General features: G+C 67.4%; 18 protein-coding genes. 7 read left to right on the top strand and 11 right to left on the bottom strand.

Translation table 11 applies throughout. The annotated features are described in order from the left end of the window. Positions 1-10: 10 nt before the first annotated feature. Entirely contained in the window at positions 11-994 is a 984-nt protein-coding gene (locus COGEMETH_RS14795) for a beta-propeller fold lactonase family protein (protein ID WP_056160267.1), read from the top strand. 78 nt (positions 995-1,072) lie between these two features. Further along, positions 1,073-2,158, top strand: a complete 1,086-nt coding sequence (locus COGEMETH_RS14790; protein ID WP_056160270.1) for a sulfite oxidase — start codon at positions 1,073-1,075, stop codon at positions 2,156-2,158. A gap of 3 nt (positions 2,159-2,161) precedes the next feature. Here the strand turns inward: COGEMETH_RS14790 and COGEMETH_RS14785 are convergent, their stop codons facing one another. Genes COGEMETH_RS14785 through COGEMETH_RS14765 form a run of 5 tightly spaced genes read right to left on the bottom strand, consistent with a single transcriptional unit; the run spans position 2,162 to position 5,129 of the window. Next, positions 2,162-2,533, bottom strand: a complete 372-nt coding sequence (locus tag COGEMETH_RS14785) for a YidH family protein (protein WP_056160273.1) — start codon at positions 2,531-2,533, stop codon at positions 2,162-2,164. Then, positions 2,530-3,420 carry a LysR family transcriptional regulator gene (locus tag COGEMETH_RS14780; protein ID WP_056217684.1) on the bottom strand — a complete coding sequence of 297 codons (891 nt, stop codon included), beginning with the start codon at positions 3,418-3,420 and terminating at the stop codon, positions 2,530-2,532. The genes COGEMETH_RS14785 and COGEMETH_RS14780 overlap by 4 nt, the downstream gene beginning before the upstream one ends. After that, a complete protein-coding gene (locus tag COGEMETH_RS14775) occupies positions 3,417-4,226 on the bottom strand; it encodes an anti-sigma factor family protein (RefSeq protein WP_056160280.1) in 810 nt (269 codons plus the stop codon). The genes COGEMETH_RS14780 and COGEMETH_RS14775 overlap by 4 nt, the downstream gene beginning before the upstream one ends. Beyond that, a complete protein-coding gene (locus COGEMETH_RS14770; RefSeq protein ID WP_056217681.1) occupies positions 4,223-4,732 on the bottom strand; it encodes an RNA polymerase sigma factor in 510 nt (169 codons plus the stop codon). The genes COGEMETH_RS14775 and COGEMETH_RS14770 overlap by 4 nt, the downstream gene beginning before the upstream one ends. Before the next feature lie 13 nt (positions 4,733-4,745). Then, entirely contained in the window at positions 4,746-5,129 is a 384-nt protein-coding gene (locus COGEMETH_RS14765) for a COG4315 family predicted lipoprotein (protein ID WP_056160287.1), read from the bottom strand. Positions 5,130-5,311: 182 nt separating this feature from the next. Between COGEMETH_RS14765 and copM the strand changes: the two genes are divergently transcribed. Continuing rightward, positions 5,312-5,767: a CopM family metallochaperone gene (gene copM, locus COGEMETH_RS14760; RefSeq protein ID WP_056160290.1), complete on the top strand. Its 456-nt coding sequence runs from the start codon at positions 5,312-5,314 to the stop codon at positions 5,765-5,767. Then, complete coding sequence (locus COGEMETH_RS14755) at positions 5,764-7,200, top strand: YncE family protein (RefSeq protein WP_056217678.1); 1,437 nt, start codon at positions 5,764-5,766, stop codon at positions 7,198-7,200. Before copM ends, COGEMETH_RS14755 begins: the two co-directional genes overlap by 4 nt. Positions 7,201-7,534: 334 nt before the next feature. Here the strand turns inward: COGEMETH_RS14755 and COGEMETH_RS14750 are convergent, their stop codons facing one another. Next, entirely contained in the window at positions 7,535-9,697 is a 2,163-nt protein-coding gene (locus COGEMETH_RS14750; RefSeq protein ID WP_056093225.1) for a molybdopterin-containing oxidoreductase family protein, read from the bottom strand. A 239-nt stretch (positions 9,698-9,936) separates the two neighbouring features. On the opposite strand from COGEMETH_RS14750, the gene pdxR reads away from it, so the two are divergent. Continuing rightward, positions 9,937-11,424, top strand: a complete 1,488-nt coding sequence (gene pdxR / locus COGEMETH_RS14745) for a MocR-like pyridoxine biosynthesis transcription factor PdxR (RefSeq protein WP_056093223.1) — start codon at positions 9,937-9,939, stop codon at positions 11,422-11,424. 213 nt (positions 11,425-11,637) lie between these two features. Here pdxR and COGEMETH_RS14740 read toward each other — a convergent pair whose 3' ends face one another. Then, on the bottom strand, positions 11,638-12,171 hold the full coding sequence (locus tag COGEMETH_RS14740) for a TetR/AcrR family transcriptional regulator (protein ID WP_056093220.1): 534 nt from the start codon (positions 12,169-12,171) through the stop codon (positions 11,638-11,640). Positions 12,172-12,316: 145 nt separating this feature from the next. Here COGEMETH_RS14740 and COGEMETH_RS14735 point away from each other — a divergent pair, with 145 nt between their 5' ends. Next, entirely contained in the window at positions 12,317-13,486 is a 1,170-nt protein-coding gene (locus tag COGEMETH_RS14735) for an efflux RND transporter periplasmic adaptor subunit (RefSeq protein ID WP_147812797.1), read from the top strand. A gap of 58 nt (positions 13,487-13,544) precedes the next feature. Further along, positions 13,545-16,718: a multidrug efflux RND transporter permease subunit gene (locus COGEMETH_RS14730; RefSeq protein WP_147812796.1), complete on the top strand. Its 3,174-nt coding sequence runs from the start codon at positions 13,545-13,547 to the stop codon at positions 16,716-16,718. 360 nt (positions 16,719-17,078) lie between these two features. Here COGEMETH_RS14730 and COGEMETH_RS14725 read toward each other — a convergent pair whose 3' ends face one another. From COGEMETH_RS14725 to COGEMETH_RS14710, 4 genes are all read right to left on the bottom strand, one after another. Beyond that, on the bottom strand, positions 17,079-17,504 hold the full coding sequence (locus tag COGEMETH_RS14725; protein ID WP_238183377.1) for a cupin domain-containing protein: 426 nt from the start codon (positions 17,502-17,504) through the stop codon (positions 17,079-17,081). An 84-nt stretch (positions 17,505-17,588) separates the two neighbouring features. Further along, complete coding sequence (locus COGEMETH_RS14720) at positions 17,589-18,593, bottom strand: L-dopachrome tautomerase-related protein (protein WP_238183381.1); 1,005 nt, start codon at positions 18,591-18,593, stop codon at positions 17,589-17,591. A 167-nt stretch (positions 18,594-18,760) separates the two neighbouring features. Further along, a complete protein-coding gene (locus COGEMETH_RS14715) occupies positions 18,761-19,291 on the bottom strand; it encodes an ester cyclase (protein ID WP_238183376.1) in 531 nt (176 codons plus the stop codon). After that, positions 19,288-19,689, bottom strand: a complete 402-nt coding sequence (locus COGEMETH_RS14710; RefSeq protein ID WP_238183375.1) for a VOC family protein — start codon at positions 19,687-19,689, stop codon at positions 19,288-19,290. The genes COGEMETH_RS14715 and COGEMETH_RS14710 overlap by 4 nt, the downstream gene beginning before the upstream one ends. Positions 19,690-19,696: the final 7 nt, after the last annotated feature.

Below are 19,696 nucleotides of genomic sequence, written 5' to 3'. Positions count from 1 at the left end.
GACACGCTTCATGACCCACGTCCGCACCAGCCTCCGCGCCCTCCTCGCCGGAGCCGCCTTGCTCCTCGCCCAGGGCCAGCCCGGGTCCGCCGCTGGCTTCGACGGCGCGATCAAGAACAACGCCCTGGCGCTGAACGCCGCTGGGACCGTCGCCGCTGTGTCGAACAGCGAGGAGAGCGCCGTCATCGTCTACGACGTCGCCAAGGGCACGGTGCTGCGCCGCCTCGACGGCTTCGTCACGCCGCGCAACATCGTTTTCGCGCCGGACGGCGCCCGCTTCTACGTCTCCGACAGTGGCACCGGCCGGATCACGGTCTATGAGACCGCCACCGGCAAGGAAGCCGGCGTTCTCGCCGCCGGCCCCGGCGCGTTCGGCACGGTGCTCTCGGCCGACGGGGCCAAGCTCTACGTCAACAACGAGGCCGCGAGCACGCTGACCGTGTTCGACACCAGGACCATGCTCGCCGAGGCCGTGATCCCCGGCTTCGCGCAGCCGCGCCAGGGCGTGAAGCTGTCGCCTGACGGCAAGACCGTGTTCGTCACGAACTTCCTTGGCGACAAGATCACGTTGGTCGATACCGCCACCAACAAGATCACCGGTGAGATCGCCGGGTTCGACAAGCTGCGCGCCATCTCGATCACCAAGGACGGCAAGACGCTTTTTGCCGCCAACAGCGGCCGTAATACCATCGGCGTGGTCGATGTCGCCGCCCATAAGGTCACCTCCGAAGTGGAAGTGGGCAAGGACCCCTACGGCGCCGCACTGACCCCGGACGGGCGCTTCGTCTATTCGGGCAACCTGAAGGACAACTCGCTCTCGGTGATCGACACCGGCACCCTCAAGGTCGTCGCCACGGTGACCGGCCTGAACGAGCCGCGCCAGGCGATCGCGTTCTCGGCCGACAACGCCCATGCCTACGTCCTCAACCGCGACCTCAGCGTCGCCGTAGTGGACCGGGCGAAGAACGCGGTGGTCTCGACGATGAAGCCCTGAGGCGACGCGCGCCGGGGGCCTTATCGCCCCCGGCGCGTTCTCGTCGTCGATACGTCACGAACGCAGGACAAAAACCCCATGCTCGGCCTGTTCCAGCGCAAGGACCGCCTCATCGTGCACGGCGAGGCGCCCTACAATGCCGAGCCGCCGCTCGATCGCCTGCGGGCGGCCTTCCTCACCGACCAGGCCGACTTCTACGTCCGCAGCCACGGCGACATCCCGGACCTCGACGCCGACGGCTACCGCCTGACTGTCGACGGGATGATCGCGACGCCCCTCGAATTGTCCGTCGCCGATCTGAAGGCACGCTTCGCGCACGTCACCGTCACGGCGGTGATGCAATGCGCCGGCAACCGCCGGGCCGACATGCTGGCGGTGGCCCCGGTCGCCGGCGACCCGTGGGCGGCCGGCGCCATCGGCAACGCGGAATGGACTGGGGTGCGGCTCGCCGACGTCCTGCACGCCGCCGGGATCGATGCGGGCAGTCCGCGCCACGTCGCCTTCGAGAGCCACGACCGTATCGCGGGGTCGGACATACGCTTCGGCGCCTCGATCCCGCTCGCCAAGGCGCTGGCGCCCGAGACGCTGCTCGCCTTCGCGATGAACGGCGAGCCTCTCGCCCCCGAGCACGGCTATCCGTTGCGCGTGGTGGTGCCGGGATTTGCCGGCATCCGCAGCCCGAAATGGCTCGCCCGCATCACGGTGCAGGACCACCCCTCCGACAACCCGATGCAGGCCGACGACTACAAGCTGTTTCCGCCCGACGTGACCGCCGAGACCGCGGACCCCGCCCACGGCATCACCATCGAGGCGATGCCGCTCAACAGCGCGATCTGCGAGCCCGCCCGCGGCGCAGCGTTGAAGCCCGGCCGGCACGCGATCCGCGGCTACGCCATCGCCAGCGATCGCGCGGTCGCCCGCGTCGACGTCTCGACGGATGGCGGCCGCAGCTGGGCGCAGGCCCGGATCGACCGCGATGCCGACGCGCCCTACGCCTGGACGTTCTGGGAGATCGACCGCGAGCTGACCGCGGGCGAGCACGAACTCGCGGTGCGGGCCTGGGACTCCGCCGGCCAGACCCAGCCGGCCGCGCCCGACGACACCTGGAACTACAAGGGCTACCTCAGCGCCGCCTGGCACCGGGTACGGGTCACTGTGGCCTGACCGTCACGCCCAGAGCAGGGCGGTGGCCGCAAGGCCCGAGATCGCGATCAGCAAGGCCACGATCCCGACGGTGAGGATGCGCGGCATCATCGGGATCTCGGCATCGGCGAGACGCGCCCGGATCGCCCGGTCCCGCCATGCGGCGCCGGCGAACGAGGCAAGCGCGCAGGCGATCAACGTGAGCGACAGCACCTTCAGCGGCCAGACCGCCAGCACCTCCCGCAGGAAGCGCTGCGCGGCCAGGCCGACGCCGAGGAAGGCGAGCCCGGTGCGAAGCCACGCCACGAACGTACGCTCGGCTGCCAGAACCGTCCGGTCCTCGGCGAGCCTCACCCGGGGATCGTCGGGGTGCACGGGTTTCGCAGGATCGCTCATCCGGCATCCGCCGTCGCGATCAGGTCGAGCAACGCGTCGGCGGCCCGGCTGCGGTAGCGCTCCTTGTGGCGCAGCACCCGGAACGGCCGGCTCGGCAGGGCGAACGCCGCCCGCACCAGGGTTCCGGTCCGAAGCGCGGCGGCGACCACGGTCTCGGACAGGACGGCGGCCCCGCCCCCGGCCTCGACGGCGGCGCGCACCGCCTCGTTAGAGGGCAGTTCGAGCGTGACCCGAAGCTGGGCGGCTGCGAGGCCGGCCGCACCCAGGGCCGCCTCGAAGGCCGAGCGGGTTCCCGATCCCGCCTCGCGCAGCACCCAGTCGGCCCCGGCGAGATTTTCGGGTTCGAGGTCGGTCGCCCCGGCGAAGGCATGGCCAGGGGCGACCACGAGGACCAGTTGGTCCTGCGCGATGGTGGTGCTCGCAAGCGTCGGGTCGTCGAGCGCCCCCTCGACGAAGCCGAGTTCGGCCTGCCCGGCGCGCACCGCGTCGGCGGCGTCGGTGGTGTTGCCCACCGCCAACCGGATAGCGATCTCAGGGTAGGCCCGGCGGAAGGCGACGAGGTGGCGAGGCAGCCAGTCGCTGGCGATGGTCTGGCTGGCGTAGAGCGCCAGCGTCCCGCGCCGCAGGCCGCTGAGGTCGGCGAGCACCAGTTCGGCGGCCTCGGCCCGGGCGAGCACGGCGCGGGCCTCGACGAGAAATATGCGCCCCGCCTCAGTCAGCTCGATCCCGCGGCCGACCCGGTGAAAGAGCTTGGTGGCGTGTCGCCCCTCGATGTTGGCGATCGCCGTGCTGACCGCCGACTGGACGAGGTTCAGCGCTTCGGCGGCCCGCGTCACGTGCTGTCGCTCGGCCACCGCCACAAAGATGCGGAGTTGGTCGAGGGTCATGGTTGCCGCTGCGGAACCGGCAGTCCACGGACTTGCGCGTCGACCGACTGCGCGACGATCAACAGCCGCGCCTCGTCGGTGCGACCCGTGACGACGTAGGACATGCCGCCATCGACCCAGGAGAAGGCGGCGATGTCGCCCTCGCGGGCGAAGCGGAACACCGTGCGGCCATCCGCATCGCCTACGCGGCTGTAGAGTGTCAGCCGGGTGCCGTGGTCGTCATCGTACATCAGCATCGCGGCGGATTCGGAACCCGCCGGCAGCAGCCGGCCGCCCATCAGGCGGAAGCCGTACGCCGTAAGGTCGGGGGTGGTCACCGCCCGGCCGAGGCGCTTCGAGAGCCACGTAACAAGGTGCGGCTTCTCGTCGGCGCGCACCTCCACCGGATGCACCGCCTCGACCACGTAGGTGCGGAAGGCCGCCACCGCGTCGTCGGTCGCTGGCTCGGTTCGCGCGAGCGTGACCGTGGGTACCTGCCGCGCGGCATGGCCGAACCAGCCGGCGGCGCCGCCGACCGCGAGGCAGAGCACGGCCGCAGCCGCGACCGGAAGCCAGCGGTAGGTTATCGGGCGATGTCGCGAGCGGATGTTGGCCACCCGGAGCCGCGCCGGAATCGCCTCCTCGGCGATCGGCGCGAGGCGGGCACGCAAGCGCTCGCGTAGGGCGCGATCCGCCGAGACCTCCGCCGCCCGCGCGGGGTTTCCCCTGAGCCATGCCTCGACCAGCGCCTGCCGCTCCGGTTCGAGACGACCGTCGATCAGGCCGTGGAGGTCGTCCTCGCCGACCGGGCGCGGATCCCCGCTCATTTCACCCTCCTCAAGAGTCCGGTCCGGCCAGTTTCCAGAAAACCGCGCATCCGCGTCCGGGCCCGGCTCAACCGCGACATCACCGTGCCGAGCGGTACCCCGAGCACCTGGGCCGCCTCGGCATAAGACAGATCCTCGACCGCGACGAGGAGCAGCACCGAGCGCTGCTCCTCGGGCAGGGTGTCGAGCCCGGTGAGCACGTCGCGTGCCCCCATAGCGGCCTCGGGGTCGGCACCCGGATCGGGCACCTGCTCCAAAGCCTCAGCGCCGACATCGATGCCGCGCCGGCCCCGGCGTCGAACAGTGCCAAGGAACAGGTTGCGCTCGATCGTGAACAGCCAGGCTCGCAGGTCGCCGTCGCGGCGACGTCCGGACCAGGCGGACAACGCCCGCTCCAAAGTGTCCTGGACGAGGTCGTCCGCCGCTTCGCGGTCCCGCAACAGTGCGACTGCGTAGCGCCGCAACGCTGGGATCTGCGGTTCGATGAGGGCGGCGATCTCGTCCACGAGGCTTTACCGATTAGGGCTTGGCGATGTGCCATGCACCGTTGAGGAATCCGTCGCCGGTGATGTCGCCGGGCTTCGTATCCTTGGCGAAGGTGTAGAGCGGCTTGCCCTTGTGGGCCCACTGCATCGTGCCGTCGTCCCGCGTCACCATCGTCCAGTCGCCACTAGCAGCCGAGCCGGAGGCGGCCATCAGTGCCGGCCAGTTGGCGGCGCAGGGGCCGTTGCACATCGACTTGCCGCCCATGTCCTTGTCGAAGGTGTAGAGGGTCATGCTCTTGGAATCGACGAGCGCCGGCCCCTTGGCAGTCTCGGCCGTTATCGCAGGCGCAGCGGCCTGGGCGGCGACGGCGGAGAAGGCGAAGGCCGCAAAGGCGGCGCGGATCAGCATGGTGCGCATGAGTGAGGTCTCCGGCGGTCTACCATGACCGCATCGGGAGAGATGCCGAACGGGCGCGTCTATTCCACTGACATTTGGAAAAGATCGATCACATCGGCAGGGCCACCAATTCGTCCCCGGCCAGGGAATAAAGCCGTTTCTCCGGCATCTCTCCCATCGACAACGAACGAGGAGGACGGCCCATGCGCGGAGCACTGGGATTTGCGCTCACGGCCGCCGTGATGGCCGGCGGCCTCGTCGGCGGCCGGATGATGATGCCCCCGACGCTGGCCGCCGCCGAGCCGCCGGCCATCGTCTCCGCGTCCTTCGACGCGATGATGGCGCAGTCGATGACGCGGATGCATGCCGACATGATGGTCCCGCCCTCGGGCGATCCGGACCGCGACTTCGCTGCGATGATGATCCCGCACCACGCGGGCGCGATCGCGATGGCCCAGGCAGAGCTGCTCTACGGCAAGGATCCGGTCCTGCGCCGCCTCGCGCAGGGGATCATCGTCGAACAGGGCCAGGAGATCGCGGTGATGCGCCGGGCGCTCGCCGATCTCCCTCCCGCGCCGGATTCGTCTGCCGCAGCCACCCACCTTCACCACCATGGCACGGCCCCTGCCGCCGAGATGCCTTCGGAGATCTGCCGATGAAGACCGCCCTCACCCTCCTCGCGCTCGCGATGCTCTCCGGCTCGGCTCTCGCCGGGCAGGCCCCGGGTGCAGCCTTTGCACCGGACGTGCCGGTCAGCGGCAGGGACCGGTTCTATACGTCGGACCAGTTCTCCAACACGGTCTCGGTGGTCGATCCCGCCGCCAACGTCCTGCTCGGCGTGATCCGGCTCGGCGACCCGACGCCGATGAACCTGAGCCCGCTCTATCGCGGCCAGCTCCTCGTCCACGGCATGGGCTTCTCGCCCGACCACAGGACGCTGCTCGCGGTCTCGATCGGCTCGAACTCCGTGAGCTTCATCGACACGGCGACCAACACGGTCCGCCACACCGCCTATGTCGGCCGCGCGCCGCACGAGGCCTTCTTCACGCCGGACGGCCGAGAGGTCTGGGTGAGCGTGCGCGGCGAGGACTACATCGCCGTGCTCGATGCCGCGACCGCCAAGGAGACGCGCCGAATCACCGTGCCGAACGGGCCCGGCATGACGATCTTCTCGCCGGACGGCGCCTACGGCTATGTCTGCTCCAGCTTCAGCCCCGAGACGGTGGTGATCGACACGAAGACCCACTCCATCGTCGGGCGCGTGAAGCAGGAGAGCCCGTTCTGCCCCGACATCGCCGCAACACCGGACGGCAAGCAGGTGTGGTTCACCCTCAAGGATGTCGGCCGGACCCAGGTGTTCTCTGCGACGCCGCCATTCGCGCCGCTGAAGACGATCGAGACCGGGCCGATCACCAACCACGTCAACATCGTCTCGACCAAGGCCGGCCAGTTCGCCTACGTGACGATCGGCGGCCTGAACCAGGTCAAGGTGTTTCGCACCGACGACTTCACCCAGGTCGCCACCATTCCGACCGGCGCCCTACCGCACGGGCTCTGGCCCTCGGGCGACGGCAGCCGCGTCTATGTCGGCCTGGAGAACGCCGACAAGGCGGCGGTGATCGACACCGCGTCGAACACGGTGATCGCCGAGGTGCCGATCGGGCAGGGTCCGCAGGGCGTCGCCTACGTCCCGAACGCCGTGCCGGAGGGCGACGGAATGCAAAACCTCCAAGCGCTGGGCGCAGCCGGCAAGACCAGCGCGCTGACGCTCGCGGGTACCGATGGCAAGCCGGCGACGCAGGTCACCCTGTTCGACCAGGGCGTGTTGCAGACGCTGCAGGCCGCGGTAACGGGACTGCCCTCGAAGATGCCGTTCGTGCTGGCGCTGGCCGCCGATCCGAAGGGGGCCGCAGGCCTGGAGCCGCTCGCCGCCTTCATGACCAACCCGGCCGGCGCGGCCATCGTCAACGCGATCGGCCCGATCCGCCAGATCACCCGCACGGATGCCGGCGCGAGCCGGCGCTACCTCGTGGTGGTCTCGGGCAAGCCCGGTGAACTCGGCGGCGTCGTCCAGATGCAGACTGTGGATTGAACGGGCGGCCTCACGAGCGCGGGAAGTGGGAATCCGAGAGCATGCGTTCGCAGCGCGCGTCCAGCTGCAACGTCTGCTTTCAAGGCCTCCATTGGCTTGCTTCTATGACCGAGTAGGGTCGACATCCGCCGGTCCGCTCTACGGCTAGGATGGGTGGATTTTTGCCGGTCCGCTTTCGGGCGTAAGGGTGGAAGAAGCGGACACCTGGCTGTGCTTTCGACGAAGACCCGGGGGCTCTCACAATGCGTTCTCGGCGCAGGCTGACCAAAGAACCCGGTGACCAGGGACAAGCGTCCCGTAGGACGCCTGTTTGTTGCTCAGCCAATCGTTGACCTCAGTTCGCCCGAGCAACCTCGACAAGGTTGTCCGAGAACGACGGAGCGTGGCCCATGTCGGTGAAGGCGCCCGACGAGATGCTGTTGACCGTACCCTCGTTGAGCTGACGCCAGTAGCCCAGCGTCGCCACCACGATGCCGGCCTTCACGTCCTCGGTGATGCGCGCTACGCCCTTGAAGGCGCCGCGGTCATTGGCGACCTGCACGCGGTCACCATCCCGGATGCCGCGGGCGTCGGCGTCGTGTTGGCTGATCATCACGAACTGCTCGCCTTGACCCTTCTGCTTGTCTTCCATGTTCGCGTAGCAGGAGTTCAGGAAGTAGTGGCTCTTCGGCGAGACGATGTTGAGCGGGAAGCGCTTGGCGAGTTCCGGGTCGTTGGCGTGGGATTCCCGCGGGCCCAGGTAGTCGGGTAGCGGATCAAGCGCCTCGCCGGGCTGGAAGCCCTCGTACATCTGCCGGAACGGTGGCGCGACGAAGTTCGTGGCACCCTCGACCATGAACATGCACTTGCCGGTCGACGTCGGGAAGTTGCCCTCGCGGTGGGGCGCCCGGTCGTCCGGCGTGCCGACCTTCAGGCGGGCGAAGCCGTGCTCGCGCATGTACTGGAGGTCGATGCCCTCGCAGGCCGGGGCGTTCCAATCGACGTAGTGCTCCAGGCACTCCGTGTCGGTCCACTTGAAGTTCTCTTCCTCGAAGCCGAGCCGGGCGGCGAGCAGGCGGAAGATCTCGTTGTTCGGGATCGCCTCGCCGGGCGCGTCGGCGCACTTGGTGTTGTAGGTGAGATAAAGGTGGCCCCAGGACAGGATCATGTCCTCCATCTCCGCGCCCATCGTGGCCGGGAGCAGGATGTCGGCGTAGGACGCCGTGTCGGAGATGAAGTGCTCGGCCGAGACCATGAACAGGTCCTCGCGCATCAGCCCTTCCACGATCTTGTCGGTCTCGGGCGCCTGCGTGACGGGGTTCGAGTTCCAGCACATCATCGACAGGATCGGCGGGTCGAGCTTCAGCTCGCCGGTAAGCGCGCGCCCGATCTGGAGGTTCGAGACGACGCGGGTGCCCTCCGGGATCAGGTCGGGCCGGCACATCACGTCGAACTTGTAGGGGTGCTCCCAGACGCCGAACTGGGTGACGCCGCCGCCGACGTGGCGCCAGGCGCCGGTCAGCGCCGGGATGGACGACACTGCCCTGATGGTCTGGCCGCCGCCGTAGTGCCGCTCCAGCGCCACTCCCATGCGGATGCCCACCGGCTGCTCGGTCGCCATCTCGCGGGCGAGCGTGCGGATGTCGTCGGCGGAAACGCCGGTGATCGCGGCGGCCCATTCCGGCGTGCGGGTGCTCGCCCGCTCCTTCAGCTCCTCGAAGCCGACCGTGTGGTTGTCGACGTAGTCCTGATCGACGAGCCCCTGTTCGATGATCGAGTTGATCAGCGCCATGGCGAGCGCGCCGTCGGTGCCGGGCTTCGGCGCGATGTGCCAGTCGGCGGCCTTCGCCGTGCGCGAGGCGTAGGTGTCGATGACGACGACCTTGGCGCCCTTCTTCTGGGCGTCCTTGACGATGGCCCAGTGGTGCAGGTTGGTGCTGACCGAGTTGCACGCCCAGATCACGATGTACTTGGAGTGGATGTAGCTGTCAGGGTCGAGCCCGGCCGTCGGGCCGACCGTCAGCAGCCACGCGGTGCAGGAGCCCTCGCCGCAGAAGGTCCGCTCCATGACCGTGGCGCCCATGCGGTTGAAGAAGGCGTCGCCGCCGTTCAGCCCGTGCACGAGGCCCTGGTTGCCGAGGTAGCTGTAGGGCGCGATGGCCTGCGGGCCGTGACTGTCGATGATCGCCTTCCAGCGGGTGACGATGGTGTCCAGCGCCTCGTCCCAGGTGATGCGCTCGAACTGTTTGGAGCCCTTCGGCCCGACCCGCTTCATCGGGTAGAGCAGGCGGTCAGGGTGGTAGTGGCGCTTCTCGTAGTCCTTCAGCTTCACGCAGAGGCCGCCCCGGGTCATCGGGTGATCCGGGTTGCCGCGCACGCCGAGCAGCTCCCCGTCCTTGACCTCGAAGATCATCGAGCAGGTGTCGGGGCAATCGTGCGGACACCCGCCGAAGAAGGTCTCGGTCAGGCTCTCGGCCTGGGCGACGAGCAGGGAGTCCGGCTTGACGATCTCGTTCATGTTTCCTCCACGGCCGAGCGTCTCGCCTTATTTTTCTGGCGGGCCGGCCCGGTGCGTCATCAGAATGCACTCTAGTGCTAACAATTCCAAATTTTGGTCCGGTGGAAGGGCCAAAAGAATGCCTCGTCATGGTACCAACCGTTTTGTCGCGGGTTTCCGGGAGTTCCTGAAACCGAGCACGACGCCGCTTGGATGGGGTACGCCGCGTCGAAGGGCCGACGCCCAGCAGGAGGGAACGTGTGGAACTGACGCTCACACTGGACGCCCGGTCCGATAAACCTCTTCAGGCGCAGGTGTTCGACCAGGTTCGGGAGATCATCCTCGATGGGCAGATCAAGGCCGGCATGGCTCTGCCTCCGAGCCGCCTGCTGGCCGAGCGGCTTCGAGTGTCCCGCAACACCGTGATGCTGGCCTACGAACGCCTTGCCGCTGAGGGTTACGTCAGGGCCCGCGGCACGGCCGGATTGTTCGTCGAGCCGATCCCCCCTGACAGCCTTTTGTTGATACAACAGGGCAGTCGGTCGCTCACGAACGGCCCGGTGCTGGACGCGTCGAGCGAGCCGCTGCTTTGCTTCGCCGGCTCGCCGGGCGGTGGCGGCGACCGGCCCGAACTCGACTTCTGGGTCGGGCGGTCCGATCCGGCCGGGTTCCCGCTGGCCATCTGGCGCCGGATCGTGATGCGGCTCCTGGCGCGGGAGACGACATACCTAACCGATTACTGCGATCCGGCCGGCCTCCCGGAGTTGCGCACGGCGATCAGCACGCACCTACGTCGGGCCAGAGCGGTGGCGGTGACCGAGGATCAGGTCATCGTGACCACGGGCGGGCAGGATGCCCTCAACCTCGTGTTCAACCTGCTTAAGGGACATACCCGGCAGCTCTGCATCGAGAACCCCTGCTACCTCGGAGCCTCGCTGATCTTCAGGAACGCCGACATGGAGATCCATCCGGTGCCGGTCGACGGCGAGGGTCTGCGAACCGACCTCCTGCCGCCGGCCAAGGGCAGCCTGCTCTACGTCACGCCCTCGCACCAGTTCCCCACCGGGGCCACCATGCCGCTGGCGCGGCGCCTGGCCCTGCTGCGATGGGCGGAGGAGACCGACAGCTACATCGTCGAGGACGATTACGACAGCGACTTCCGGTACGACGGGCCGCCGCTGACGGCCCTGGCCGGTCTCGACGGAGGCCGGCGCGTCTTCTACGTCGGGACGTTCTCGAAGTCCGTTGGCGCAGGCCTTCGCATCGGCTTCGCCACGGTTCCGCGCATGTTCTGGGACGAGGCGCGGATGCTGAAGGCACGTATGAGCAACGGTCAGGCCTGGCTGGAACAGGCCGCGCTCGCCGCCTTCATCGATGAGGGGCACTTCGACCGGCACCTGCGCCGCCTGAGGCAGGTCTACAAGGCGCGCCGTGACTCTCTGATTGGAGCACTGCGCAGGACGTTCGACGGGGCCGTCGTACTCGGCGGCGAGAGTGGCTTGCATCTGGTCTGGCGCCTCCCGTCCGGTTATCCGCCCGCACGGCAGATTCAGCACCTCGCACGCGAGCAGGGCATCGGGGTCTATGCCCTTTCAAGCGGAGCCGCCTATTATTTTGACCCCGGGGCACGAGATGACATGTTGGTCTTTGGATACTCATCGCTCAACGAAACGCAGATCGAGACAGCGGTCGGCCAGTTGCAGCGGATATTGCTTGGGCAAGCAGACCGCGACGAAGGCACGGGTTAGGTCTGCTTCAAAGCACCCGACGAGATGGCTTTTTGGGCGCAGTTGGGTCGATTTTTGTCTGTCCGTTCTTGGGCGATGCTCCGATCGAAGTAGACCATACGGTACGACAGGACTCCGCATTCCAGCCCCCTTTCCGTTCGCAATTTGAGCTGGACCGTCGCGAAGGTGTGTTCGGCAAGGAAAGTCTGGCGCGTCGAGCTTCGAAAATGCCGCTCAGACGAGCTTGAGTATGTCGTCGAAGACGTCATCCCACCCAGCTTGGTCCAATTCGATGAGGTTGAGGCTGCGTAGGTAGAAGGCGCCCTCTGCAGCGAGAAAGGCCGTCCTCGCGCGGCTCTCGGACGCCGAGCCAGGGTCGAACATACCAATCCATTCCGCGTACCAAGTGCGGGCGCGGTGCAGGTACCCGGGCGACTGCAGCAGCGTCACGAGCATCCCGGCCATCTTGGTCTGGGTAGCTTCATCGATCCGCTTGGATGCCACGACGTAACCGCGCGCGCGCGCGACGTTGTCAGCATCCGGCGGGGTGCTCCGTGCGACCTCGGCGTCAAATCTTGCCAACCAGCGCTCCACCATAGCGGCGATCAGATCGTCCTTGGTGCCGAAGCAGTACTGTACCCCCCCCTTGGTGATGCCCGAGGCTTTCGCCACGGCGTCGAAGGTCAAGGCCGTGGCCCCGTCCCGGCTGACGATCTGCTCCGCGACATCCAATACCCGGTCGCGGTCGATGGTCCTTGCGCGACCCATTCAGCCATTCCCTTTTTCATTCCATACGTATGGATTTAAACGCGGCGGTGTGCGATGCCAACCAGGAAGTCGCGGAACCGCAAGACCAGTCCGAGCGCGATCCGACGCCATCCACGACCCGTTCCTACCTGAGGTATGCCACAATATGAGACGGCCTGATCATCGGCGTCCGGTCATCGTCCGGCTCGTCTTGCCTTTCCTCATGGCGATGACCCTAACCGGCTGCAAGCCGGAGGCGAGCAATCCGGCCGCACCTGCCGCCGAGATGTCGCCCATGGATGTCTCGACCGTCGTGGCGGCGGCGGCCACGGTGCCGCGCACCCTCGACCTGCCGGGGCGCTTAGCATCGACGCGGGTGGCCGAGGTGAGGGCCCAGGTCTCCGGGATTATCCAGGAGCGCGCCTTCGAGGAAGGCAGCCTTGTCAGGAAGGGGGATGTCCTCTTCCGCATCGACCCGGCCGTCTACAAGGCCGAGGTCGATGCCAGGACGGCAGGCGTGGCGCGCGCGGAGGCGACGCGGACCCAGGCGTTGCGCCAGTCGGAGCGCACCGAGACCCTTCTGGAGAAGCAGGCCGCCAGCACCGCCCAACACGACATCGCCATCGCAACCTTGCGCCAAGCCGAGGCGGACGTCGCGAGCGCGAAGGCCCAGCTTGCGCGCGCCAGGATCGACCTGGACTACGCCACCGTGCGTGCCCCCATCGGCGGCCGCATCGGGCGGGCCCTGGTGACCGAGGGGGCACTGGTGGGCCAGGCGGAAGCGACCAAGCTCGCGCTCATCCAACAGGTCGATCCCATCTACGCCGACTTCAACGCGGCCGCCTCGGACCCGAGCCTGCTCGTTGAACAGGCAGCCGGGAAGGAAGCGGCGGAGGTGCGGCTCGTTCTTCCCAACGGGTCCCTGCACCCCGATGCCGGCCGGCTCCTGTTCACCGACGTCAGCGTCGACCCGGGCACCGGTCAGGTCAGTCTGCGTGCCACCTTCCCGAACGCCCGTGTCGCCCTGTTGCCGGGCACCTATGTCCGCATCCAGGTTCGGCAGGGAACGATTCCCGGCGCGGTCGTCGTCCCCGCCCAGGCCATCCAGCGCAGCAGCGCCGGGGGGGCGCAGGCCTATGTCGTCGTGGACGGAAAGACCGCGCTGCGGCCGCTCCGCACCGGCGCCCTGACGGGTGCGGGATGGATCGTGGAGGAGGGGCTGAAGGCCGACGAGGTCGTCGTCGTCGAGGGCTTCCAGAAGATCCAGCCCGGGATGCCGGTGAACCCGGTCCCCTGGAAGGGTGCCTGGTCAACCGAGGCATCCCGCAAGTCCTGATCCCCGTCCCAACAGCCGCGGTGCCGTCCCGGTATTCCGCTCGCGCAGGCGCATTCCCATGACCCGCTTCTTCATCGAACGCCCGATCTTCGCCTGGGCGATCTCCATCTTCATCATGCTGGTGGGCGCGATCTCCATCGCCTTCCTGCCCGTCTCGCAGTACCCGGACGTGGCCCCCGTTACGATCCAGGTGACCGCCGTCTACCCGGGTGCCCCGCCCGAGCGTCTCTACGACGGCGTGACCCGCATCATTGAGGAGGAGCTCAACGGCATCCCGGGGCTGATGTATTTTGAGTCTACCAGCGACACCTCGGGCCAGGCGCAGATCATGGCTTCCTTCGCGCCGGGCTCCGATCCCTCGAAGTCCACGGTCGCGGTCCAGAACCGGATCAAGCGGATCGAGGCGCGCCTGCCGCGGGCCGTGACGCAGCAGGGCGTCATCGTCGAGGAGGCCAGCACTAGCTTCCTCCAGTTCGTCGTCGTGAGCTCGCGCGACGGTTCCCTGAGCGAGAGTGATCTCGGCGACCTCGCCGCCCGGCGCATCCTGGGCGAATTGCGTCGCGTGCCGGGCGTCGGCCGCGCCATCCTGTTCTCGTCCGAGAAGGCGCTGCGCATCTGGATCGACCCGATGAAGCTCGTCGGCTTCAACATGACGCCCGGCGATGTGACGACGGCGGTGGGCGCACAGAACGCCCAGGTGGCCTCCGGTCTCGTCGGCGCCCAGCCTGCCAAACAAGGTCAGCGCATCGCCGCCAGCGTGCTGGTGAAGGGGCAGCTGACGACGGTCGCCGAGTTCGAGGAGATCGTCCTGCGCGCCAACCCGGATGGCTCGCTGGTGCGCCTGCGCGACGTGGCCGAGGTCGAGCTCGCGGGCCAGTCCTACACGATGCAGACCCGCCTCGACGGTCGCCCGGCCGCCGGCATCGGCATCCAGCTCGCACCCGGCGGCAACGCGCTCGCCGCCGCGACCGGGGTAAAAGACAAGATCGCCCAGCTCCAGCGCACGCTGCCCGCGAATGTCAGCGTCACGGTACCCTACGACACCACGCCCTTCGTCGAAGTGTCGATCAGGAAGGTGCTGATGACCCTTGCTGAAGCGATGGCGCTCGTCTTCGCGGTGATGTTCCTGTTCCTGCAGAACGTGCGCTACACCGTCATCCCGACCATCGTGGTTCCGGTGGCACTCTTGGGCACCTGCGGCGCGCTGCTGGCGGCCGGCTTCTCCATCAACGTCCTGACGATGTTCGGCATGGTCCTGGCCATCGGCATCCTGGTCGACGACGCCATCGTGGTTCTCGAGAATGTCGAGCGCATCATGAGCGAGGAAGGCCTCTCCCCGAGGGAGGCCACCCGCAAGGCCATGGGGCAGATCACCGGCGCGATCATCGGCATCACCTCCGTGCTGATTGCCGTGTTCGTGCCGCTCGCCTTCTTTCCCGGCTCGGTCGGGGTGATCTATCGGCAGTTCGCGGTCAGCATGGCAACCTCCATTGCCTTCTCGGCTTTCCTGGCCCTGTCGCTCACGCCCGCCCTCTGCGCGACCCTGTTGAAGCCCGTCGAGGCCGGCCATGGCCATGCTAATAAGGGTGGGTTCTTCGGCTGGTTCAATCGCCGCTTCCACTCCGGCACGCTGGCCTACCGGGCGGGCGTCGCCGGGATGCTGCGGCGGCCGGTGCGCTCGCTCCTCGTCTACGCCGCACTCGTCGCGGCGCTCGGCTGGGGATACGTGCGCATGCCGTCGAGCTTCCTACCCATCGAGGACCAAGGCTACGTCATCGTCGACGCGCAGACCCCGCCGGAATCGGCCACCGGCCGCACGCTCGACGTGGCTGAGCGCATCGAGGAACACTTCGAAGCCGAACCGGCCGTAGCGGCGCGCGTCACGCTGCTGGGTTTTGGCTTTTCGGGCCAGGGCCAGAACGCGGCCATCACCTTTGTCACGTTGAAGGACTGGAAGGAGCGTGGACCGAAGGACGGGGCCGGGGCGATCAGCGCCCGCGCCAACGCGGTGCTCGGCGGCCTGCCCGACGCCATCGCCATGGCGCTGTCACCGCCGGCTATCGAGGCACTCGGCAATTCGAGCGGCTTCGCCTTCCGCCTGCAGGACAAGGCGCAGCAGGGCTATGCCGCGCTAGCGGCTGCACGCGACCAGCTGCTGAAGGCGGCGAGCCAGAGCCCGGTCCTTGCGGGCGTCTACGTCGAGGGCCTACCCACGGCGCCGCAGATCGAGCTCTCCCTCGACCGGCAGAAGGCGAGCGCGCTTGGCGTCACCTTCGCCGACATCAACGACGCGCTCTCGACGAGCCTCGGCTCGGCCTACGTCAACGACTTCCCGAATCAGGCCCGCATGCAGCGGGTGATAGTGCAGGCGGAAGCCGGGCGCCGGATGAAGGCCGAGGATCTGCTCGACCTGCATGTCCGCAATGCGAAGGGCCAGATGGTGCCGCTGCAATCCTTTGCCAGCATCGCGTGGACCATGGGTCCCGCACAGGTGGTCGGGTTCAACGGCTATCCGAGTATCAAGATCTCGGGCAGCGCCGCCCCCGGCTTCGCCAGCGGCGACGCCATGGCCGAGATGGAGCGCCTTGCCGGGCAACTGCCCGCGGGCTTCGACTATGCCTGGACCGGGCAATCCCTGCAGGAGAAGCTCTCTGGCTCTCAGGCCGTGTACCTGCTCGCCCTGGCGTTATTCTGTGTCTTCCTCTGCCTCGCCGCGCTCTACGAGAGCTGGTCGATCCCGCTCGCCGTCTTGCTTGTGGTGCCGACCGGCGTGGTCGGTGCGGTCTTCGCAATGCTGCTTCGTGACATGCCGAACGACGTCTACTTCAAGGTCGGCTTGATCACGGTGATCGGCCTGACGGCGAAGAACGCGATTCTGATCATCGAGGTGGCCAAGGAACTCGTGGCACAGGGGCGGCCCGTGCGCGAGGCGGCCCTCGAAGCCTGTGAGCTGCGTTTCCGGCCCATCGTCATGACGTCGTTCGCTTTCATCCTCGGCGTGGTACCGCTGGCCGTCGCCACGGGCGCGAGCATGAACAGCCAGCGGGCCATCGGCACCGGCGTGCTTGGCGGCATGATCACGGCGACGGTGCTGGCCGTGTTCGTCACCCCGCTGTTCTACGTGCTGATTGCCTCTGCCTTCCGCGGCAGGCCAAGAGCCACGTCTCCGCGTGCGGCCGATGAAACGATGAGCTTGCCCTCGAACATCGATATGACGCGCGGTGTTCGATAATGAGTGACGGATTGCCGGAGGTTTGCCTCCGGCAATCATCGAACCCTACTTTCGCGCTCCCCAAGCAGCTCGGCTACAAACCAGAACGCACAGCACAACGACCGACCGCTTTCCGACTAGTCCCGACGAAGGAGTAGAGACCGGGTTGGGTCGGGACCCGCCCGTCCGTTCGACGACCGGGTCGGGTGGATTTCCGCCAGTCCGCTTCCAGGCGGCGGATGTATCAAGCGGACATAGCCTCGAAGACCACTTAAAATCCACTTAACACATGAACACAGATGTCAACGAACGTTCGATCAAGACTACATAGTGTTTATCAGATTGCGCGCCTGAAGCCGCTCGCCGGGTAACAGATTACGCTCATCGCGTTGGAGCATTGCGGGCCATGAAAGTCTCGGGCGAACCGTCGGCGGGATCGACGAAGACGATATCGGAAGGTGCGCGACGCGGCGTATCGACCGAGAGGAAAACCACAGGTTCCTCCATGAGTGTCGGCAGGGCGTGAACGGTACCACGTTCGAAGAACAGGAGTTCTCCCGGCCCGAACTCTGCCTCCCTTCCGGCATCACCCATCCAGAATGTGCCGCGCCCCGACAGCACGTAGAGGTACTCGTCGCAGGTAGCGTGGTAATGCGGCGGCGTGGGGCGATAGTCGCGGAAAACCCGAGCGCTCGCCGCCTTGCGGTCGGTCAGATAAGTGTCGACGAGAAGCGTCTGCGCAGTCTTGGGGAGCGCGGCCGCGATAGCTGTGAGGTCGAAACGTCCGGTCTTTGTCGAGTCCGACATGTTCGCTCCGGAGCGATGATCGTTGGGGCGCGGTTCGTCACCCACCTCATAACAGCGCCGGCTAACCCCGGTCGCTGCCTCGGATCAGCGATGGTCGTTGGGGGCGGGCTTTGCACCGATGTCGAGGGTGAACACCCTCAATGGCTTCGCCACCCGGTCGGCGCCGCCGTTGAAGGGGGCCATTCGATTCAGTTGCGCTGCAGGCATCCACAAGCGCCCGTCAGCGTCGATCCACATCGCATCGACCCAGACGAGGCGCGGGTCCTGCACCAGCATCGTTCGCGATCCATCGGGCATGAGCTTCAGCACGGAGAGTTGGTCCGTGTCGCTGACGTAGAGGTTGCCCTCTGCGTCGATCGCGGTCCCACCGGTCGAAGGCGTATCGGCAAAGCGCTCGACATGGGTGGCGAGGCTCGCCGCATCCAAGTCCGTATCATCGAGATAGCGGGTATCGATGCGCGACATCCGGCCCGAGCTCGGCTGGTAGTAGACCCATCGCCCGTCGGGGGAGACCTCGATCTGGTCGGCGTGAATGTGGAGCGGCTTGCCATCCGGGCCGTGCATCGGACGCCCTTCGGCCGAGACCGCTCGGTCGCTCACGGTCGATGGATCGCCGTCTAGGACGCGTCGTGCCTGGCCCGATGCAAGGTCCAGTACGATTAGACCGGGCGCGCCGGCATCGGTGAGATAGGCATGGCCGGCGTTGAAACGGACATCGTCGACGAAGCTGTCCGTCCTCGTCACCGGGCCCAGCGGATAGACGCGTGTGGTTTGGTTCGTCGCGAGGTCGATGCGGATGAGCTTCGGGCCGCCGGGCAGGACGGGGTTTCCGATGCCGGGGGCGCCGGTATCGACCAGCCACAGGGCCCCGTCGGGCCCGATACGCTGGGCGTTGACGCGCACGAAGGCCTTGGACGGGTCCTGGCCCTTCGCCCAGCCGTTCCACGTCACGTCCGGATATGGGACGAGGATGCCGTCCTTCCACTCCACGATCTGCGGACCGGTCGAGCCGTCGAGCCGCGCGAGCACGAAGAAACGGCGCCCATCGGGGGCGATGCTAACCCCGGTCGATGGTGTGGCGAGGGTCATCGCCGTCACGAGGCGGGGATCCTCCTCCGCAAACGCACGAGTGGAGCCGGGCAGTGAGAATGCTCCCGCCAGGAGACACAGGGTAAGGCTCGCGACGATGTTACGACGAGGGACGGTCATGATGCGTTTCCCGATGGTCTTCGGTCCCGGCGAGGTGGCGCTTGGGCTTATGGAGATGGGACGGTGCCAAGCTGCCGAAGCAGGGTAAGGTTGTCCTCGATGTGCCAGTTGGCTGCGATGCGTCCGTCGACGACGCGGTAGATATCGGTGGCGATGAACGCCACCGGCTCGCCCCGGCCCTGGCGACCCTCGAATGTGCCGGTGAAATGACCGCGCAAGCGCAGGTGCAGCACGGCCCGGTCGCCCGCCACGATCATCTGTTCGACCTCGCAGGTGAGGTCCGGAACAGCCTTTCGAAAACCCTCCGAGGCCAGGAGCGGTCCGGTCGGACCTTGCACCCGCCCGGGCGGCGGCGTCTCGTCCACGAAGTCCTCGGACAGCGCCGCCCGGGCGTAGGCCGGGTCGCCGGTGTTCCAGAAAGTGGCGTATCGCCGGGCTGCCAGCACCACGGCCTCGCGCTGTTGCGACGCCTGGCCGGGATCGACGACAAGCACGCCGGGCGAGACGAGCGTCTCTGCGGCGGCGGGGGTGGCCGCCAGCACGACGGCCATCGTGGCGAAACGAAGCGACGGGATCATCGGTTGAACTCCTGGCTCATTTCTGTCGGTTCACTGTCGCGGAAGGCGACCTCGATCAGCGTGCCGCCCGGGGCGTGCAGGAAAATGCGGCGCTCGCCGATCTCGGGGACCTCCATCCGGCTGTAGGGGATGCCACGGTCGTCGAGGCGCCGGCGGAAGGCGTCATGGTCGTCGCGGCGGAAGGCGACGTGGTCGATGCACTCGGCCGACCCGTCCGGAACTGGCACGCCGGCTCGCGCTGGAATGAGGTGCACGATGGGTTCCCCGTCCGCGTAGAGCCAGTGCCCGGGAAAGCCGAAGGCCGGGCGGAAGCCCTCGCTCAGGTCGAAGACATCCTTGAAGTAGCGACGGTGGCCATCCAGGTCGCGGGTGCGGAGCGTGGCGTGGTCGAGGCGCATCGGCCGC

The sequence above is a fragment of the Methylobacterium trifolii genome (genome assembly GCF_022179685.1).
GTDB classification, from domain to species: Bacteria; Pseudomonadota; Alphaproteobacteria; order Rhizobiales; family Beijerinckiaceae; genus Methylobacterium; species Methylobacterium trifolii.
Note: the sequence above shows the minus strand (reverse complement) of the source record. Positions and strands in the feature narration are given on the sequence as shown.

Bases quoted from the DNA above. Each gene is read 5' to 3' on its own strand.
- COGEMETH_RS14795 (WP_056160267.1), top strand. From the start codon at position 11: ATGACCCACGTCCGCACCAGCCTCCGCGCCCTCCTCGCCGGAGCCGCC.
- COGEMETH_RS14790 (WP_056160270.1), top strand. From the start codon at position 1,073: ATGCTCGGCCTGTTCCAGCGCAAGGACCGCCTCATCGTGCACGGCGAG.
- COGEMETH_RS14785 (WP_056160273.1), bottom strand. From the start codon at position 2,533: ATGAGCGATCCTGCGAAACCCGTGCACCCCGACGATCCCCGGGTGAGG.
- COGEMETH_RS14780 (WP_056217684.1), bottom strand. From the start codon at position 3,420: ATGACCCTCGACCAACTCCGCATCTTTGTGGCGGTGGCCGAGCGACAG.
- COGEMETH_RS14775 (WP_056160280.1), bottom strand. From the start codon at position 4,226: ATGAGCGGGGATCCGCGCCCGGTCGGCGAGGACGACCTCCACGGCCTG.
- COGEMETH_RS14765 (WP_056160287.1), bottom strand. From the start codon at position 5,129: ATGCGCACCATGCTGATCCGCGCCGCCTTTGCGGCCTTCGCCTTCTCC.
- copM (WP_056160290.1), top strand. From the start codon at position 5,312: ATGCGCGGAGCACTGGGATTTGCGCTCACGGCCGCCGTGATGGCCGGC.
- COGEMETH_RS14755 (WP_056217678.1), top strand. From the start codon at position 5,764: ATGAAGACCGCCCTCACCCTCCTCGCGCTCGCGATGCTCTCCGGCTCG.
- COGEMETH_RS14750 (WP_056093225.1), bottom strand. From the start codon at position 9,697: ATGAACGAGATCGTCAAGCCGGACTCCCTGCTCGTCGCCCAGGCCGAG.
- COGEMETH_RS14740 (WP_056093220.1), bottom strand. From the start codon at position 12,171: ATGGGTCGCGCAAGGACCATCGACCGCGACCGGGTATTGGATGTCGCG.
- COGEMETH_RS14735 (WP_147812797.1), top strand. From the start codon at position 12,317: ATGAGACGGCCTGATCATCGGCGTCCGGTCATCGTCCGGCTCGTCTTG.
- COGEMETH_RS14730 (WP_147812796.1), top strand. From the start codon at position 13,545: ATGACCCGCTTCTTCATCGAACGCCCGATCTTCGCCTGGGCGATCTCC.
- COGEMETH_RS14725 (WP_238183377.1), bottom strand. From the start codon at position 17,504: ATGTCGGACTCGACAAAGACCGGACGTTTCGACCTCACAGCTATCGCG.
- COGEMETH_RS14720 (WP_238183381.1), bottom strand. From the start codon at position 18,593: ATGACCCTCGCCACACCATCGACCGGGGTTAGCATCGCCCCCGATGGG.
- COGEMETH_RS14715 (WP_238183376.1), bottom strand. From the start codon at position 19,291: ATGATCCCGTCGCTTCGTTTCGCCACGATGGCCGTCGTGCTGGCGGCC.
- COGEMETH_RS14710 (WP_238183375.1), bottom strand. From the start codon at position 19,689: ATGCGCCTCGACCACGCCACGCTCCGCACCCGCGACCTGGATGGCCAC.